Raw genomic sequence first — 15444 nt, 5'->3', positions numbered from 1 at the left:
TCATGGCAGAGAACGACAGGAACGAGTCCGCGGGCTCCGAGGAGTCGGGGCTCGGCCGGCTCAAGGAAGAGCTGTCCAAGTTCGCCGGCGCCCAGGTGCAGAGCCTGGCCGACAAGGCGGGCGACAAACTCACCGGTCTGACCGACAAGTTGAACGACTCGGCCGAGAACCCCGGTTCGCTGACCTCCATCGGTTCGCGCGTGCTCCAGGGCGAGTCCCCGGTCAAGGCGCTGATCTCGGGCAAGGCCAAGGGAGCCAAGGACGCGGTGGTGGACAAGGCGAAGGAAGCCTTCGGCGGTGGCGGCAAAGGCAAGCGCAAGTCCGGTGACACCAAGGTCATGAACATCATCGAAGTGCTGGACGTCGGCGTGCCGTTGCGCACCGCCTATGACGCCTGGACGCAGTACGACCAGTTCAGCGGCTTCGCCAAGGGTGTCCGCGACGTGTCGAAGGGCGATGAGACGCAGAGCGACTGGAAGGTCAAGGTCGGTCCGTCATCGCGCAGCTTCAAGGCGACGGTGCAGGAGCAGATCCCCGACGACCGGATCGTGTGGACCTCCGAAGGCGCGAAGGGCACCACCCGCGGCGCCGTCAGCTTCCACGAGCTGGGGCCGACACTGACCCGGATCGTGCTGGTCGTGGAGTACTACCCGTCGGGCTTCTTCGAGAAGACCGGCAACCTCTGGCGCGCCCAGGGCCGCCGCATGCGCCTGGACTTCAAGCACTTCCAGCGGTACGTGACGCTCACGGAGGACGAGCCGGAGGGCTGGCGGGGCGAGATCCGGGACGGCGAGGTCGTCCTCTCCCACGAGGACGCCGTCGAACAGGAAGAGGCGGAGAACGCCGAGACCGACGACAACGACGACGGCTACGAGGACGGTTACGACGAAGACGGCGAGGACGGCGAGGACGGCGAGTACGCGGACGAGGACGACGAGGACGCGTACGACGACGAGGACGACCCCGAGGGCCGGGCCGACCGGGACGAGGACGACGACGTAGCGGACGCGTACGAGGACGAAGACGACGACGCGCAGGACGACGACGACGAGGACGAGGAGGAAGAAGAGGAGGAGCCGGACGAGGAGGAGCCGCCGGCCCCGCGGCGCACGGGCCGCAAGCGGCGGGCGGGGGCCTCCCGGTGACCGACCTCGACTTCCGGGCGCCGCAGCAGCCCGTGCCGGGCCCCGCGACCACGAACCTGGCCGATATCCTCGAACGGGTGTTGGACAAGGGGATCGTGATCGCGGGGGACATCAAGATCGACCTCCTCGACATCGAGTTGCTCACCATCCGGCTCCGGCTCTTCGTCGCCTCCGTCGACACCGCGAAGAAGGCGGGCATCGACTGGTGGGAGACCGATCCGGCGCTGAGTTCGCGGGCCAACCGCGATGCCCTGGAGGCCGAGAACCGCGAGCTGCGCGACCGGCTGGAAGCCCTGGAAGAGGAGCACGGGCAGACATGACGCCTCCCCGATCCCCCGCACCGGACCCCGGTTCCGGCGCCACCTATGTGTTCGCCGTGTGCCGCGACTGCCGTGCCGTCAACACCGCCGATCTCAGCGGCCTGCCGGGGATGCCCGGAGGCGGGCAGGTGCGGCTCGTCCCCTCCGGCGCGCTCACCGCCGTCGTGCAGACGGTCCCGGCCGCCGACTTCACCGACGAGGTGTGGCAGACGCGTCTCGCGGACCGGCAGGAGATCGAGCGGTACGCGCGCGCCCACCACGAGGTGGTGTCCGCGGCGGCGGCCCACGGCCCGGCGGTGCCGCTGCCCCTGGCCACCCTCTACCACGACGACGCGCGGGTGCGCGGTGTCCTCGACGACGAGGCGGCGCGCTTCCACTCCGCGTTGCGGCGCGTCGCGCACCACGCGGAGTGGGGTGTGAAGGTCTACCGGGCCGCGGCGGCGCCGCAGCCGCAGCCCGCCCCGGCAACGCCCCGCTCGGGCCCGCCCGCGCCGGGCGCGGGGCTCGCCTACCTGAATCGCAGGCGCGGGGCGCACGACCGGCGGGAGCGGAGCCGGGAGGAGGCGCTGGGCGTCGCGGAGTCCGTCGACGCGGAGCTGCGCGGCCTGGCCGCCGCGTCCCGCCGGCTCCGCACCCACGGTGCGGCGCTCGCGGGTGACCGGCGCGTCCACGTCCTCAATGCCACCTATCTGGTGGCCGCGGACCGCACGGACGAGCTCCGGCGGGCGGTGGTCGCCCTGCGGGAACGCACGGACGCCCAGATCGAGTTGTCCGGCCCCTGGGTCCCCTACTCCTTCGTGGGCGAGGCGTAGCGGGCGAGTAGGAGGGGGGCGACAGGGGGTGGGACGTGAGGGCGTACAGCCGGAGCGGCGGGGGACGCAGGGCCATGGACGTGCAACCAGGAGGTGGAGGCGTGGAGCGAGAAGTCGTGCAGTGGGACAGTCCCGAACCGCTGAGCGGGCCGCTCGGGGTGCCGCTCGTCGATCTGCTCGACCGGGTGCTGGCCACCGGGGTGGTGGTCAGCGGCGACCTCGTCATCGCCATCGCGGACGTGCCGCTCGTGCGGGTGTCGCTGCACGCGCTGCTCTCCTCGGTCTCCGAACGCGTGCCGGCGCCGTGGGCGGACGGGGGCCCGCTGTGACGGGTTCCCGCGTCGACCTGGACAGCGAGAAGATGGGCCACGACCTGGTGGCCCTGGTACTGACCGTCGTGGAGCTGCTGCGGCAGCTGATGGAGCGGCAGGCGATCCGCCGGGTGGAGCAGGGCGGCCTGAGCGACGCGCAGGTCGAGGAGATCGGCACGACGCTGATGCTGCTCGACGAGCGCATGCGGGACCTCTGCGACCAGCACGGGCTGAGCCCGGACGACCTCAACCTGGACCTCGGCCCCCTCGGCTCGCTCCTCCCCCGCGACTGAGACGGGGACCCGCGGAGCGGGCCCGGGCCGCGCGCCGGACCCGCCCGGGCAGGGGGCCGCTCACTCGAATGGCAGATCCGTACGGGCGGGCGCAGAGTGAGGGAGGGGACCTACACGGGCGGGCGCCCCCGTCCGTGCCGGCGAACGCACTGTGAGGCGGCCATGTCCGACATCGGAATCGGAAGCGGCAGCACGACGACTTCGAACACGACAGACGCGCGGCAGACCCGGACAGCGGGCGGTACCCGCGGCACCACCACCATCGCCGACGGCGTGGTGGCCACCATCGCGGGAATCGCGATCCGCGAGACGGACGGGGTCCGCGCGGTCGGCAAGGGCGCCGCGAAGGCGCTGGGCGCGGTCAAGAACCGCATGCCGGGGTCGACCGACCCCGGGCACGGCGTGAAGGTGGAGCGGGACGAGGAGACCGTGTCGGTCGGGGTCGACGTCGAGGTCGAGTACGGCGTGCTCATCCATGAACTCGCCGACGACATACGCTCCCGTGTCATCGACGCCGTCGAGACGATGACCGGACTCGACGTGACGGCGATCGACGTGAACGTCTTCGACGTGCACGTGCCCGAGGACACCGCCGACACCGACGACACCGACGGCACCGACGGCACCGACACCGGCGCGGCCGGTGGTGCGGGCGCGGGCCAGGGCACGCGCGCCGTGTGAACCGCCCCTCTCAGGCGGCCTGTTGGTGCTCGGGCTCCCGGTTGGCGTGCTCGCGCACCTGGGCGCAGCTGCGGCTGATGAGACGCGAGACGTGCATCTGTGAGATGCCGACCCGCTCGGCTATCCCGGCCTGCGTCATGTCCTCGAAGTAGCGCAGGTACAAGATGGTGCGCTCGCGCTCGGGCAGGGCGCGCAGCCCCTCCTTGGCGGCCTCCCGGTCGGCTATGACGTCGTAGCCGGGCTCGGTCTGCCCGAGGGTGTCGGCGAGGCTGGGGCCGTCGGTCTCGGCGCCCGCGCCGGTCTCGGCGTCCAGGGACAGGGTGCTGTAACTGTCCAGCGCCTCAAGGCCGTCGCGGACCTCCTCCGGCGTGAGCCCGGCCTGTGCGGCGATCTCCTCCAGGCCCGGCTCGCCCGCGTGGCCGGGCCGGTCCATGACGTCGCGGCGCGCGACCCGGACCTTGTTGCGCAGGTCCTGCACGCGGCGCGGCACCCGGACGTCCCAGGTGTGGTCCCGGAAGTGGCGGCGCAGCTCACCGGTGATGGTCGGGACCGCGTAGGACTCGAAGGCGCCGCGCGCGGGGTCGTAGCGGTCGACGGCCTTGACCAGGCCCATGGCGGCGACCTGCTTGAGGTCGTCCAGGTTCTCGCCGCGGTTGCGGAACTTCGTGGCGAGGCGGTGGGCCATGGGCAGCCACGCCTCGATCAACTCCTGGCTCAGCAGGTCGCGTTCGGGTCCTTCCGGAGCGGCGGACAGCCGGTGGAAGGCCTCGGCGGTCTCGGGCGCGTCATCGTGCAGTCGGCGTACGGCCATCAGGATGTCCTCCTCTTCGCTGCTTCCGGCAGAGTGACCGTGGACAAGCAGCGGGACCGGGCATCCGGGCACAGTGCTCCCCACAGGAGCGCCTGTGGTCCCAAGCACTGACACCCGCCTGCCCGGGGCCCCGGGTGACAAACAGGGGTACTGGCCGCGGGGCCCGCCGGAGCTGAGATCATGGCGGCATGGACATCCTCCGCAGGAACAACGTCACCGTGACCGGGAACCCCCACGGCCGGACGGTGGTGCTGGCGCACGGCTTCGGCTGTGACCAGAACATGTGGCGGCTGACGGTGCCCGCGCTGGAGCGCGACCACCGGGTGGTGCTGTTCGACTACGTCGGTGCGGGCCGCTCCGACCTCTCCGCCTTCTCGGCCGAGCGGTACGGCTCGCTGGACGGGTACGCGCGGGACGTGGTGGAGGTCTGCGAGCGGCTCGACCTGCGCGACGCGGTCTTCGTCGGGCACTCGGTCAGTTCGATGGTGGGGGTGCTGGCCGCGGTGCGGGCGCCCGACCGCATCGGGGCGCTCGTCATGGTGGCGCCGTCCCCGCGGTACATCGACGACGAGGGGTACCGGGGCGGGTTCAGCGAAGGGGACATCGAGGAGCTCCTGGAGTCCCTGGACGCGAACTACCTGGGCTGGTCGGCGGCGATGGCCCCGCTGATCATGGGCAACCCGGAGCGGCCCGAGCTGGGCGACGAACTGCGCAACAGTTTCTGCGCCACCGATCCCAAGATGGCGTACGTGTTCGCCCGGACCACGTTCCTCTCGGACACCCGGGACGACCTGAAGGGCGTCCGGGTGCCGACGCTGGTCCTGGAGTGCACGCAGGACGCGATCGCGCCCCGTGAGGTCGGCGCGTTCGTGCACGCGGCGATCCCCGGCTCGACGCTGGTCACGCTGGACGCGACCGGGCACTGCCCGCACCTGTCGGCGCCGGAGGCCACCAACGCGGCGGTCGTCGAGTTCCTGGCGGGCCTGGCGTGATGAGCCGCACCGGGTCCGGCCCGGAGGAAGCCGGCGGCGGGACGGCCTCGGCGGCGAGCTTCGCCGAACTGCTGGAGGACAGCCCCGAGGATTTGTACGACCACGCGCCCTGCGGGTACCTGTCGACGCTGATGGACGGCACCATCGTCAAGCTCAACGACACCCTGCTGGGGTGGCTGGGGCTCGACCGGGACGCGGTGGTCGGGCAGGTGCGCTTCACCGACCTGCTGCCGGTGGGCGGCAGGCTGTACCACGAGACGCACTTCGCGCCGCTGCTGCGCATGCAGGGCGAGATCAGCGGCGTGGCCCTCGAACTCAAGCAGGCGGACGGCGGCCGGCTGCCGGTCCTGGTCTCCGGGGTGGTCAAGTACGGCAGCACCGGCACACCCCTGCTGACGCGCATCACCGTCTTCGACGCCACCGACCGGCGGGCCTACGAGACGGAGCTGCTGCGCAACCGCGAGACCGCCGAGGAGTCGGCGCGGCAGGCCCGCGCCGACCGGGCCCGGCTCCAGCAGGCGCTGGCCGTGCTCCAGCAGTCGCTGCTGCCCTCGTCGCTGCCGGACATCCCGGGGATGGAGGCGGCGGGGTACTACCACACCGCCTCGCCCGACCGGCTCGGCGGCGACTTCTACGACGTCTTCCCGCTGGACGGCAGGCGCTTCGGCTTCTTCCTCGGCGACGTCTGCGGCAAGGGGCCCGAGGCGGCCGTGGTCACCTCCCTGACCCGGTACACGCTGCGGGCCGCCGCCCTGCACGACCCGGATCCGGTGGCCGCCCTGACGACGCTCAACCAGGTCCTGCACGAGCGGTACTCCGGCGTCGACCCGCGCTTTTGCACCGCCGTCTTCGGCGTCCTGGACCCGGATCCGGCGACCGGGCACGTCGCGGTGCGGCTCGCCTCCGGCGGCCATCCGCCGGCGCTCGCCCTGCGGGCCCGTGGCGCGGCCGACTTCCTGCACACCCCCGGCGGCCTCCTCGTCGGCGCGCTGCCCGAGCCCCGCTTCACCACCGCGACGACGACCCTGGCGCCCGGCGACACGCTGCTGCTCTACACCGACGGCCTGATCGAGGCCCGTACCGGTCCCGACCGCACCGCCCTCTTCGGGGAGCGGGCGCTGCGCGACTTCGCCGTCGCGCACGCGGGGCCCGCCGAGTCGCTCGTCGCCGCGCTCAGCGACCTGCTGAGCGGGCTCGGCGACGGGCTCGACGACGACACCGCCCTGCTCGCGCTCGGCGTGCCCGCATCCGCATCCGCCCCGACACCGAAGAACACACCATGAGCCTGTTGAGCATCACCGCCGAAGACGGCGCGACCGGCCCTGTCCTGACGATCGTCGGCGACCTCGACCACGACACCGCGCCCCAGTTGCGCGCGGTGCTGCCCTCGGTCGTCGTGCGGCCGGGCGGACGCCTCGTCCTCGATCTCGGCGCGATGCCGTTCTGCGACTCCAGCGGGATCAGTGCGCTGATCGCCGCGCACAACCACGCGCACGCGGCCGGCGGGGACATCGCCCTGGCCGCCGTCCCCGCCAACACCCTGCGCATCCTGCGCATCGTCGGCCTCGACCAGGTCTTCGCGATCCACCCCGACCTCGCCACGGCGACCCGCACGGGCTGAGGGCCCCGACGGCGGGTCCGGGCCGAGAGGTCAGCGGCCCAGCCGCCGGTGCCGGTCGAAGCGCAGCAGGACCCGGACGACGCGGCCCACCCCGACGGCGCCGGCCAGTACCGCGCCGAGCATGAGCAGCGTCCTGCGCGCGGACCCGGAGACGCCGGCCGCCAGGACGGGACCGGCGCAGAGCCCGAACACGAGCGCGGCCGCCAGCACCCCCGTCACCAGGGCGAACATGATCTCCACCGTCATGGCGTCCTTCTCCCCGCGCGCCTCGCGCCCCCTGTCCATGCCGACAGTCGTACCAGACGCGTCCCCTCACAGGTGCCGGGTGAACGCAGTGGCGTCGACGGCGAACACCCCGTCGAAGGGCCGGTCGAGCTGGTAGATCAGCAGCACGGTGAAGGTGATGAGGGCCGACAGGCCCGCCACCATCACGACGTGGGTGGCGCTGCGCTGGACGCCGAACATGAACATGAAGGCGATGGTGAGGCCGCCGCCGACGATCAGGCCGAACCAGATCACCGGGGACAGCGACTCCGCGGCGTCCGACTCCCGGCCGCGCCGCGCCTCGTCCAGGATGCTCAGCTGCGCCAGGATCTCCTGGCCCGTGGCCTGTTGGGCCGGGGTGGCGTCGGACGGGACCTGGCCCGTCGCCCGCACCTCGTTCAGCAGCCGCCAGCCGTCCTGGCCCAGTGGAGCGCCCGCGGCCATGGCGGGCCACTCCGCGTCGGTCACGTGCCGGATGTAGCTCTCGACCTCGCCGCGCATCCGGCCGGCCCGCTCGGCCGGCAGCCCTGCGGCCAGCAGATGGATCTGGTGCGCCGCGCTCGCCTCCGTGGCGGTGTGGTCCTCGGCGCCGGACTGCGTGTCCCAGACCGACACCAGGGCGAGTCCCAGGACGAGGGCGTACAGGACGCCGACCATCATCGAGATGTACTCGGCGACGTCCTCGCGCGGTTCGTCGTCCGGGCCCAGCGGCCAGAAACGGTGTTTGACCAGGACGACCGAGGCGGCGAGCACGGCGACGCCGAGGACGATGGCGAGACTTGCGATCATCGGGGGTTCCCGTTTCGTGGGGGCGCGGTTCAGAGCCGGCGGGAGCCGAACACCGCGGCCGCGATGGCGGCGGGCAGCAGGACGAGGAAGAGCACGGAGAGGACGCCCAGGCCGGTGGGGGTGTGGTCGGGCCGGACGAAGTGCCGCAGCAGCGAGCGCTGTCGGGGGTCGTCCTGCTGCTCCACCGCAGTCGGCGGCTCGTCCCCCGGCGGCACCGCCGGGGGTGCCACGTCGGCCGGGTCCCGGGCCGCGTCCGACGCGGCCGGATCGGCGGGGCGGGCCGCGTCGGCGGAGGCGGCCGGGCCGGTGGGACGGGCGGCGTCCGCGGAGCGGGCCGGGTCGATGGGACGGGCGGCGTCCGCGGAGCGGGCCGGGTCGAAGGGGCGGGCCGGGTCGAAGGGGCGGGCCGGGTCGGCCGGGCCCGCGGCGACACCGGGAGCCGTTCCTTCGCGTACGGCCCCCGCGGGGGGCGCGCTCCCCGGCAGGACGAGGCCGGGCCCGCGGACGAAACCGGGCGCCGGGACGTACCCAGGTGCGGCGATGCCCGGCGGCAGCGGCCGCAGGGGCAGCAGCGCGGTGATCGGCGCGGCGGGCCCCGGCGGCGCGGCGGCCGGCCGGCGGCCGCGCGGCGGCGCGGTCGTCGCGGGCCTCGCGGGTTTCGCGGGTTTCGCGGGCCGGGTCGCCGCCGGCTCGGTCGCGCCCGGCGAGTGCGCCGCATGCGAGGGCCTCGGCCCGGCGCGGAGCGTGAAGCGTACGGCGGCCCGGGCGGTCAGCCGCGGGGCCGGCAGTGCCCGGCCCCGCGGGTCGAGCGTGCGGATCAGGTCGCTGCCGTCGGCCCGCGCCCTGCTGACGTACGTCCCCGGCGGGCGCCGCACCTGGGCGGTGCAGGTGGCGCTCGCTCCGGCCGCAAGGTGGGCGACGCCCGGACCGCCGCCCGGGCACGAGATCCGGTTCGGGCCGCGCAGCAGGTCGGTGACCCGGACGCCGTGGACGGGGCGGTTGCCGCGGTTGGCCACGACGTAGCGCAGTTCGGCCCGGCCGGGACCGGTGACGCGCGCGGTCCCGGTCAGTGCGAGGGCCGCGCCGACCCCGGCGTATCCGGAGCGGGCGCTCGCCCGCACCGTGGCGCGCAGCAGCCGTACCTGGCCGACGGCCTGGACGTCGCCGACCCAGGCACCGGGACGCGCGGTCCCGGTCGCCGTGCAGCTCACCGAGCGCAGCCCGGCCAGCAGCGGCACGGTGCCCCGGCCGCCGGGACAGCGGATCGCGGCGCCCGGCATCGCGGGGTCCCGCAGCCGCACGTCGCGCAGGTCGGCGCCGCCGCGGTTGACGAGCCGGTACGACTTCACGACCGCGCCGCCGGTGCGGATGCCGGGGCGCAGGGCGCCGGTGCCGGGCCGGGTGTTGACCGTGACGACGAGCCGCAGGCCGTGCGTCCCGGCGCCGTCGGCGGCGGCCGGGCCCCCGGCCGTCCAGCAGTCGGCGGCCAGCAGGAGGCCGGCCAGCAGCCAGCGCGCCGCCCGTCTCGACCGTGTCGCCCGCACACCCGCTCCTGCGATGATCACACCGGCATGCTGTGCATGAGCGCGCCCGCCCGGCCACCTCCGCCACGCGGACCGGGCCGGTGGTTCACCCGAGCGGCGGCAGCGGCCCTGCCGAGCGCCGCCGCGCCGGTTCTACTGCTTAGAGCCCGTCCTTTCACCCGTCGTGCGCACGGACCCACCATCGGAGCGCGGACGGGGACACAGAGACCGGCTCTTACCAGTGACAGGCCAGGCGCCGCGTGGGCGGCCCCGCCGCAACGCTCAGGAACGAGGTGGCGGGGATGACAGCACAGCAGACCCGAGCGACACAGCCGGCCCGGGCAGGACAGCCCGCCCAGGCAGCCCAGGCCGTTGCCGCCGTCGGTGCGCGAACACCCGTACGGCGGGAACCGCAGGACAGGACCGACGCCGAACTGCTGATGGCGGCCTCGGTGCTGCTCGCGGACGCCGCGCTCGCGGCCCGGCGCACCGGCGCGGAGCTGACCGCCGCGGCCGGCAGCTGGCGGGTCGCGCTCCAGGCGGTGCGCCGCCCCGGCTGGGCTCTCGGGACGGCCCTGTCGGCGGCCCGCGCGATGTCGAACCCCGCGGGGCTCGGCCTCGCCGCGAACGGCGGCCTGCTCGGCGAGACGGTCCGGTCGCTGGGCGCCGTGGCGCGCCGCAGGCCGGCCTGCGTCGCGATGGCGGTGGACGCCTTCGCGCTGCGCATCGAGGCCGCGGCCCGCGAGCACCCGAACCTGGCGGCCCCGCTCGCGAAGCGGCTCACGGACGCCGTCGTGGCCGGCCGCAGGCTCGCAGCGGTGCGGGCGGCACGGGAGTTGGTGGATCTGCTCGGGGTCACCCGTACCCTCACCACCATCAGCCCGGTGATCATGGAGCTGCTCGCCCTGGCCGGGCTGCTCGACGAGAACCCGACCAACGACGGCTTCGCCTGGGTCACCCTGGCGGGCGGGGTGCCCACCAGCGACCCGCTGTTCGGGCTGCCTGCCGGGCTGATCCGGCACCTCAACCCGGGCGCGGGGCGCGCCGAGCGCACCGAGTCCGACGCCATGCTGGCCCGCGTCCTGGACCGCTCCGCCAACGACATCGTCCGCTACATCGACGACATCTCCGCGCTCGGCAACCACGGGCTCGCCCTGTTGCGCCGCGTCGTCTGCGCGGACGGTGCGACCCGGCACGTGGTGCTGCTGCCCGGCACCAGCTTCGGCCGGCTCAGCAACAGCACCCCGCAGGACCTCGTCGGCGCCTTCGACGCGCTGCTGCGCACCGACACCACGTACAGCAGGTCCGCCAAGCAGATGCTGGTGCGCGCGGGGGTGCCGGAGGGGTCGGAGCTGATGATCGTGGGCCACAGCCTCGGCGGGATCACCGCCATGAACCTCGCCAGTGACCTGGACTTCGTCTCCACGTACCGGCTCACGCACGTGGTCACCGTCGGCTCCCCCATCGACACCAAACGCCCCGCCGACCTGACCACCCAGGTCATCAGCCTCGTCAACCAGCACGACGTCATCCCGGGCCTGGACGGGCGCGGACCGGCCTCCGCCGACGCCGTCCCCGACTCCTGGCTGGAGCTGTCCTGGCTGGACGAGACGTACGACTACCCGCTCTCGCACGCCCCGCAGGCGTACGCCGACACGCTGCGCAGCGGCGAGGTCCCGCACCGCGCGCGCGTCAACGAGCTGATCTCCCGTTACGACGGGGAGATCGTGGCCAACCAGCCCTACCTGCTGCGCGACAAGTGACCCCGCCAGCCCGCACCCCGCAGAGGGAGACCGGCCCATGACCGCCAGCGACACCACCCCCGCGCCGGGCCGGCCCACGTCGGCCTGGCCCCTGGAGAACGCCCTGCTGAGCGCCGTGCTCGCGGCCCAGCGCGTCTCCTGGATCGACGCCCCGGCGCGCGCCCTGGGGCTCAAGCCGTTCACCCGGCGGCACCTGACCCGCCGGGTCCTGGCCCAGCTGCGGCGTACGTCGTCCGGCCGGCCGACCCGGCTGCGGACCGCGTTCGGCACCTTCCTGATGCCGTTGACCACCGCCGACGCCACGGGTCTGATCGGCCGCGCCGACGAGGCCGGGGCCCGGGGCGCCGTCACGGCGCTCACGGCCGCGGGCCGCCGGCTGCGGCTGACGCCCCACGCGGCGCCGGCCGCCCCGCGGGAGACGCCGGAGACGCGCGGCACGCCACAGATGCCGGTGGTCGAGGTCCGCGCCGCGGTCGACGAGGCCGCCGCCAGGCTCCTGGCCGCCCGCCGCACGGACGGCAGCCTCACCCGCGCCGACTGGTGCGCGCTCACCGCCCGCCTCGCGCGGCGGATCGTCCTCGGCGCCGAAGCCGCCGACGACAGCCTGGTCAGTGCCATCCTCGAAGCCGCGGGCGAGGCGCAGGACGCCACCGGGCACACCGCGCGCGTCGCCGCCCTGCGCCGCCGCCTCGCCCCGTACGTCCACGGCGACCGGCCGGACGGCGCGCCGTGGGCCGCGCTCGCCGACGACGACCGGGACGAGGTCGTCGAGCACGCCCTGGAGACCGTCACCCGGGCCCTCGCCGACACGGCCGTCCAGGCGCTCGCGCTGATGACGGTGGACCCGCTGACGCCGGCGGGCGACCGTGCCGGGCGGGCGGTCTTCGAAGCCCTGCGGCGCTATCCGCCGCTGGCCGCCACCGTGCACCAGGTGCGGGCCCCCTTCACCTGGCAGGGTCTGTCCGTCGAGGCCGGCACGGAGATCCTCTGTGCGACCGCGTGGCTGCGCGACCTGGACGACGCCGAGGCCGACGACGGCGCCGGGGGCGAGGGGCACGGCCACGGGAGCGGCGCCCCGTCCGCGTCCCTGTGCGCGGCGCCCGGCCCGTGCGCCGCGGCGGAACTCGCCGTCCTCGCCGCCGTCGAACTCGTCGGCGCCCTGACCCGGCACGCCGAACCCGTCGTCCTCTCCCCCGGTCTCCCCGGCCTCACCCCCGACGCGCTCCCCGATGAGCTGCCCGCGGCGTCGCTGCGGCTCGCCCTGTCTGCCACGGGCGCGGAGCCGGACGTGGCGGTGGCGGGTCCTGGCCGGGCCGCCGACGGGCACCTGCCGCCCGGCGCCGGGCAGAGCCCCGCCCACTACGCCGGACTCGTCACGGCCGGCGCCCGCACCCTGGACGAGCACGCCCGCCGGCTCGCCGACTGCGCCCGGCAACCCGGCTGGAACCACGACGCGTTCGGCGAGCAGTGCCGGATGACCCTGCTCGCACATGCCGAGCGCTGCGCCCGCGCGGCGGCGGACGCACGCAGGACGGCGGAGTGGCTGGCGAACTGAGTTCCGGCGGCGGGTGGTCCGGATGAGTGGCGAACCCGGACCCCGCCTACCGGCCGTGCACCAGCAGGGCGAGGCGCGGCCCGGCGCCCCTCGGTCACCAGAACGGTGAGGCGCGGCGACGGCGGTCCCGGTCGACCATGCTCTGCACGGTCCACTGGACCTCGTCGCTGAGCCGCCGCGCCGCCGCCGCACGGGCCGCGAAGGAGGGGGCGGGCGCCGGGGCGGGCAGCGGTTCACCGATGCTGATCCGCCACTTCGCCGGCAGCGGCAGGAGCGTGGTGAGCGGGAAGTACGGCAGGTCCAGCCGGCGGGCAAGCGCCCGGATCTCACCGAGCTTGGGGTACGTCTCCTCGGCCCCCACGACGGACACCGGGACCACCGGGGCCCCGGTCTGCACGGCGGTCGCCGCGAAACCCGGTCCGAAGGGCCGCAGCCGGTAGCGCTGCGTGAACGGTTTGCCGACCCCGGCGACGCCCTCCGGGAACACGGCGACGAGGTGCCCGGCCGCCAGCCGGTCCCGGCCCAGGGTCGGATCGTCGGTGAAGGCCTCGTGGCGGCGGGCGTACGCGGCCAGCGGCGGCAGCCGGAAGGCGACCTCGGCGGCGTAGACGTGCACCGGCCTGCGCAGCGCGCGATGGAGGATCCGGTGCAGGACGAAGGCGTCGAGCCCCCAGGCGCCGGAGTGGTTGGCGACCAGGAGGGCGGGACCCGACTCCGGCACGTGCTCCAGGCCCGACACCTCGGCCCGGAAGTAGTCGTCGGCCAGCCAGGCGAGCAGGTCCTCGACCAGATCGGTGCCGAGGTCGTCCCAGGGCCCGCACCCGGACCCCGCCTGCGCCGCACCCCCGCCCGCTGCCCCCGGCCGCCCAGATTCCCGGACCGCTCGCGTCTCCCGCGCTGCTTCCGTTACTCCCGACGCTTCCGTCACTTCCGATGCTTCCGTTGCTTGCGTCACAAGGTCCCACTTTCTGCTGAAAGTGGGTCGGCGCAAGACTAAAGATGCCATTGAGGTGGTCTCTCTCCCTAGCGCCCGATCGCCGGGCGGCGTCCAGGGAAAGGCCCGCCATGAGTACCTCTGCGTCCCCCGCGACCGCGGATCTGATCACCGGCCTGCTCGTCGACCGGTTCGACGTCGACCCGGCCGCGGTCCGGGCCGACGCCCGGATGACCGACCTGCTCGCCGACTCGCTGATGGTCGTCGAGATGGCCATCACGCTCAAGGACGAACTGGGCGTCGAGGCCTCCGAGGACGACCTGCGCACGCTCACCCTCGGCGAGTTCGCCGCCCGCGTCGACGCGGGCCGCGCCGGATGACGCGGGACACCGCCGTCGCGGTGACGGGCCTCGGCCTGGTCACCGCGGCCGGGCCGGACACGGAGACCACCTGGACGGCGGTGCGCGAGGGGCGCGCGAGCGCGCGGCCCGACCCGGACCTGCACGGCCTCCCGGTCTCCCTGAGCTGCCGCGTCGCCGACGTGGACGGGCTGCGGCCCCGCCGCCCCGGCGCCGCGCACCTCGATCCCGGGGCCGTCATGGGCCTCGCCGCTGTCACCCAGGCGCTGAACACCGCCAAACTCGACCCGGCCGCCTGGGACCCGGCCCGCGTCGCCGTCGTGACCGGCTGTTCCGTCGGCGGACTGCACACCCAGCAGACCGCCGCGGGGCGTCTCGCCGCCGACGGCCCGCAGAGCGTCTCCCCGTACTTCCTGACCGGCTTCCTGCCCAACATGGTGTGCGCGGCGATCTCGCTGCACCTCGGCGTGACCGGGCCGACCCTGAACGTCGCGACGGCGTGCGCCTCGGGTGCCACCGCGCTCGGCACCGCCCGCGACCTGCTCACCTCCGGCCAGTGCGACATCGCGGTGGTCTGCGGCGCGGACGCGGCGGTCACCCCGCTGACCGTCACCGGCTTCGCCCAGCTGCGGGCCCTGTCCGACCGGGCCTCGCGCCCCTTCGACCGGGCCCGCGACGGGTTCGTCATCGCCGAGGGAGCGGGCGCCCTGGTCCTGGAGCGCTCCGCGCACGCGGCCGCCCGCTCGGCGCCCCGTCTCGCCCGGCTCGTCGGCTACGGGGCCAGCAGCGACGCCCACCACCTGGTGGCCCCGCACCCCGAGGGCCGTCCCGCCGAACGGGCCCTGCGCGCCGCGCTCGCGGAGGCCGGGGCCGCCCCGGCCGACGTGGACCACGTCAACGCGCACGGGACGTCCACCCCGCGCGGCGACGCGACGGAGGCCGCGGTCCTGGCCCGCGTCCTGCCCCACCGGCCGCCGGTGACCTCCGCCAAGGGGGCGCTCGGCCACACGCTGGGCGCCTCCGGTGCCATCGAGGCGGCCCTGACGGTGCTGGCGCTGCGCGCGGACCTCGTCCCGCCCACCGCGGGCCTGACCGACCAGGACCCGGCGCTCGACATCGACGTCGTCGCCGGACGCGCCCGCCCGGTCCCCTCCGCCCTCGCCGTCAGCACCTCGTTCGGCTTCGGCGGGCACAACGCGGCGGTGGTGCTGGCCTGCGACTGAGGCGGCGCCCGCGGCCCCGGGGTCCCCGCAGGCCCGGGCGCGACGGAC

18 protein-coding genes are annotated in these 15444 nt (G+C 74.8%); 13 read left to right on the top strand and 5 right to left on the bottom strand.

Going from position 1 to position 15444, the window contains the following annotated elements; translation table 11 throughout:
• Nucleotides 1–2: 2 nt before the first annotated feature.
• The 6 genes from ACIBW6_RS02415 to ACIBW6_RS02390 all read left to right on the top strand — a co-directional run bounded on the left by ACIBW6_RS02415 (nucleotide 3) and on the right by ACIBW6_RS02390 (nucleotide 3562).
• Nucleotides 3–1145: an SRPBCC family protein gene (locus ACIBW6_RS02415; RefSeq protein ID WP_399055679.1), complete on the top strand. Its 1143-nt coding sequence runs from the start codon at nucleotides 3–5 to the stop codon at nucleotides 1143–1145.
• Entirely contained in the window at nucleotides 1142–1465 is a 324-nt protein-coding gene (locus ACIBW6_RS02410; RefSeq protein WP_399055677.1) for a gas vesicle protein, read from the top strand. The genes ACIBW6_RS02415 and ACIBW6_RS02410 overlap by 4 nt, the downstream gene beginning before the upstream one ends.
• The gene (locus tag ACIBW6_RS02405) at nucleotides 1462–2277 is read left to right on the top strand and encodes a GvpL/GvpF family gas vesicle protein (RefSeq protein WP_399055675.1); all 816 of its coding nucleotides are present in this window, start codon (nucleotides 1462–1464) and stop codon (nucleotides 2275–2277) included. Before ACIBW6_RS02410 ends, ACIBW6_RS02405 begins: the two co-directional genes overlap by 4 nt.
• Nucleotides 2278–2378: 101 nt before the next feature.
• Nucleotides 2379–2606 carry a gas vesicle protein gene (locus ACIBW6_RS02400; protein ID WP_399055673.1) on the top strand — a complete coding sequence of 76 codons (228 nt, stop codon included), beginning with the start codon at nucleotides 2379–2381 and terminating at the stop codon, nucleotides 2604–2606.
• Nucleotides 2603–2881, top strand: a complete 279-nt coding sequence (locus tag ACIBW6_RS02395) for a gas vesicle protein K (protein ID WP_399055672.1) — start codon at nucleotides 2603–2605, stop codon at nucleotides 2879–2881. The genes ACIBW6_RS02400 and ACIBW6_RS02395 overlap by 4 nt, the downstream gene beginning before the upstream one ends.
• A gap of 162 nt (nucleotides 2882–3043) precedes the next feature.
• Entirely contained in the window at nucleotides 3044–3562 is a 519-nt protein-coding gene (locus ACIBW6_RS02390; protein WP_399055670.1) for an Asp23/Gls24 family envelope stress response protein, read from the top strand.
• A 10-nt stretch (nucleotides 3563–3572) separates the two neighbouring features.
• Here the strand turns inward: ACIBW6_RS02390 and ACIBW6_RS02385 are convergent, their stop codons facing one another.
• Nucleotides 3573–4373 (bottom strand): SigB/SigF/SigG family RNA polymerase sigma factor, encoded by an 801-nt coding sequence (locus ACIBW6_RS02385; protein WP_399055668.1) that lies wholly within the window; start codon nucleotides 4371–4373, stop codon nucleotides 3573–3575.
• 188 nt (nucleotides 4374–4561) lie between these two features.
• Here ACIBW6_RS02385 and ACIBW6_RS02380 point away from each other — a divergent pair, with 188 nt between their 5' ends.
• From ACIBW6_RS02380 to ACIBW6_RS02370, 3 genes are read left to right on the top strand one after another with little or no spacing between them, the layout of a single operon-like run.
• On the top strand, nucleotides 4562–5365 hold the full coding sequence (locus ACIBW6_RS02380) for an alpha/beta fold hydrolase (RefSeq protein WP_399055666.1): 804 nt from the start codon (nucleotides 4562–4564) through the stop codon (nucleotides 5363–5365).
• The gene (locus ACIBW6_RS02375; RefSeq protein WP_399055664.1) at nucleotides 5365–6648 is read left to right on the top strand and encodes a PP2C family protein-serine/threonine phosphatase; all 1284 of its coding nucleotides are present in this window, start codon (nucleotides 5365–5367) and stop codon (nucleotides 6646–6648) included. The genes ACIBW6_RS02380 and ACIBW6_RS02375 overlap by 1 nt, the downstream gene beginning before the upstream one ends.
• Nucleotides 6645–6986 (top strand): STAS domain-containing protein, encoded by a 342-nt coding sequence (locus ACIBW6_RS02370; RefSeq protein ID WP_399055662.1) that lies wholly within the window; start codon nucleotides 6645–6647, stop codon nucleotides 6984–6986. The genes ACIBW6_RS02375 and ACIBW6_RS02370 overlap by 4 nt, the downstream gene beginning before the upstream one ends.
• Nucleotides 6987–7016: 30 nt before the next feature.
• On the opposite strand, the gene ACIBW6_RS02365 is transcribed toward ACIBW6_RS02370, so the two are convergent.
• From ACIBW6_RS02365 to ACIBW6_RS02355, 3 genes are read right to left on the bottom strand one after another with little or no spacing between them, the layout of a single operon-like run.
• On the bottom strand, nucleotides 7017–7271 hold the full coding sequence (locus ACIBW6_RS02365; protein WP_399055660.1) for a DUF6332 family protein: 255 nt from the start codon (nucleotides 7269–7271) through the stop codon (nucleotides 7017–7019).
• A gap of 27 nt (nucleotides 7272–7298) precedes the next feature.
• Nucleotides 7299–8039, bottom strand: coding sequence for a DUF4239 domain-containing protein (locus ACIBW6_RS02360; RefSeq protein WP_399055657.1), 741 nt, complete (start codon nucleotides 8037–8039; stop codon nucleotides 7299–7301).
• A 29-nt stretch (nucleotides 8040–8068) separates the two neighbouring features.
• Nucleotides 8069–9604 (bottom strand): hypothetical protein, encoded by a 1536-nt coding sequence (locus tag ACIBW6_RS02355; RefSeq protein WP_399055655.1) that lies wholly within the window; start codon nucleotides 9602–9604, stop codon nucleotides 8069–8071.
• 260 nt (nucleotides 9605–9864) lie between these two features.
• Here ACIBW6_RS02355 and ACIBW6_RS02350 point away from each other — a divergent pair, with 260 nt between their 5' ends.
• Together ACIBW6_RS02350 and ACIBW6_RS02345 are read left to right on the top strand one after the other, a co-directional pair.
• The gene (locus ACIBW6_RS02350) at nucleotides 9865–11325 is read left to right on the top strand and encodes a hypothetical protein (RefSeq protein ID WP_399055653.1); all 1461 of its coding nucleotides are present in this window, start codon (nucleotides 9865–9867) and stop codon (nucleotides 11323–11325) included.
• A 37-nt stretch (nucleotides 11326–11362) separates the two neighbouring features.
• Complete coding sequence (locus tag ACIBW6_RS02345; RefSeq protein WP_399055651.1) at nucleotides 11363–12880, top strand: hypothetical protein; 1518 nt, start codon at nucleotides 11363–11365, stop codon at nucleotides 12878–12880.
• A gap of 94 nt (nucleotides 12881–12974) precedes the next feature.
• On the opposite strand, the gene ACIBW6_RS02340 is transcribed toward ACIBW6_RS02345, so the two are convergent.
• Nucleotides 12975–13808 carry a 1-acyl-sn-glycerol-3-phosphate acyltransferase gene (locus ACIBW6_RS02340; RefSeq protein WP_399055649.1) on the bottom strand — a complete coding sequence of 278 codons (834 nt, stop codon included), beginning with the start codon at nucleotides 13806–13808 and terminating at the stop codon, nucleotides 12975–12977.
• A gap of 137 nt (nucleotides 13809–13945) precedes the next feature.
• Between ACIBW6_RS02340 and ACIBW6_RS02335 the strand changes: the two genes are divergently transcribed.
• A complete protein-coding gene (locus ACIBW6_RS02335; protein WP_399055647.1) occupies nucleotides 13946–14194 on the top strand; it encodes an acyl carrier protein in 249 nt (82 codons plus the stop codon).
• Nucleotides 14191–15396 carry a beta-ketoacyl-[acyl-carrier-protein] synthase family protein gene (locus tag ACIBW6_RS02330; RefSeq protein WP_399055645.1) on the top strand — a complete coding sequence of 402 codons (1206 nt, stop codon included), beginning with the start codon at nucleotides 14191–14193 and terminating at the stop codon, nucleotides 15394–15396. Before ACIBW6_RS02335 ends, ACIBW6_RS02330 begins: the two co-directional genes overlap by 4 nt.
• Nucleotides 15397–15444 lie beyond the last annotated feature (48 nt).

Origin of the sequence: Streptomyces sp. NPDC049813, from assembly GCF_044465085.1 — a bacterium.
GTDB lineage: Bacteria > Actinomycetota > Actinomycetes > Streptomycetales > Streptomycetaceae > Streptomyces.
Note: the sequence above shows the minus strand (reverse complement) of the source record. Positions and strands in the feature narration are given on the sequence as shown.

What these genes read in the sequence shown, in the direction of transcription:
- ACIBW6_RS02415 (WP_399055679.1), top strand. Translation starts at nt 3, where the DNA reads ATGGCAGAGAACGACAGGAACGAGTCCGCGGGCTCCGAGGAGTCGGGG.
- ACIBW6_RS02405 (WP_399055675.1), top strand. Translation starts at nt 1,462, where the DNA reads ATGACGCCTCCCCGATCCCCCGCACCGGACCCCGGTTCCGGCGCCACC.
- ACIBW6_RS02390 (WP_399055670.1), top strand. Translation starts at nt 3,044, where the DNA reads ATGTCCGACATCGGAATCGGAAGCGGCAGCACGACGACTTCGAACACG.
- ACIBW6_RS02385 (WP_399055668.1), bottom strand. Translation starts at nt 4,373, where the DNA reads ATGGCCGTACGCCGACTGCACGATGACGCGCCCGAGACCGCCGAGGCC.
- ACIBW6_RS02380 (WP_399055666.1), top strand. Translation starts at nt 4,562, where the DNA reads ATGGACATCCTCCGCAGGAACAACGTCACCGTGACCGGGAACCCCCAC.
- ACIBW6_RS02375 (WP_399055664.1), top strand. Translation starts at nt 5,365, where the DNA reads ATGAGCCGCACCGGGTCCGGCCCGGAGGAAGCCGGCGGCGGGACGGCC.
- ACIBW6_RS02370 (WP_399055662.1), top strand. Translation starts at nt 6,645, where the DNA reads ATGAGCCTGTTGAGCATCACCGCCGAAGACGGCGCGACCGGCCCTGTC.
- ACIBW6_RS02365 (WP_399055660.1), bottom strand. Translation starts at nt 7,271, where the DNA reads ATGGACAGGGGGCGCGAGGCGCGCGGGGAGAAGGACGCCATGACGGTG.
- ACIBW6_RS02360 (WP_399055657.1), bottom strand. Translation starts at nt 8,039, where the DNA reads ATGATCGCAAGTCTCGCCATCGTCCTCGGCGTCGCCGTGCTCGCCGCC.
- ACIBW6_RS02350 (WP_399055653.1), top strand. Translation starts at nt 9,865, where the DNA reads ATGACAGCACAGCAGACCCGAGCGACACAGCCGGCCCGGGCAGGACAG.
- ACIBW6_RS02345 (WP_399055651.1), top strand. Translation starts at nt 11,363, where the DNA reads ATGACCGCCAGCGACACCACCCCCGCGCCGGGCCGGCCCACGTCGGCC.
- ACIBW6_RS02335 (WP_399055647.1), top strand. Translation starts at nt 13,946, where the DNA reads ATGAGTACCTCTGCGTCCCCCGCGACCGCGGATCTGATCACCGGCCTG.
- ACIBW6_RS02330 (WP_399055645.1), top strand. Translation starts at nt 14,191, where the DNA reads ATGACGCGGGACACCGCCGTCGCGGTGACGGGCCTCGGCCTGGTCACC.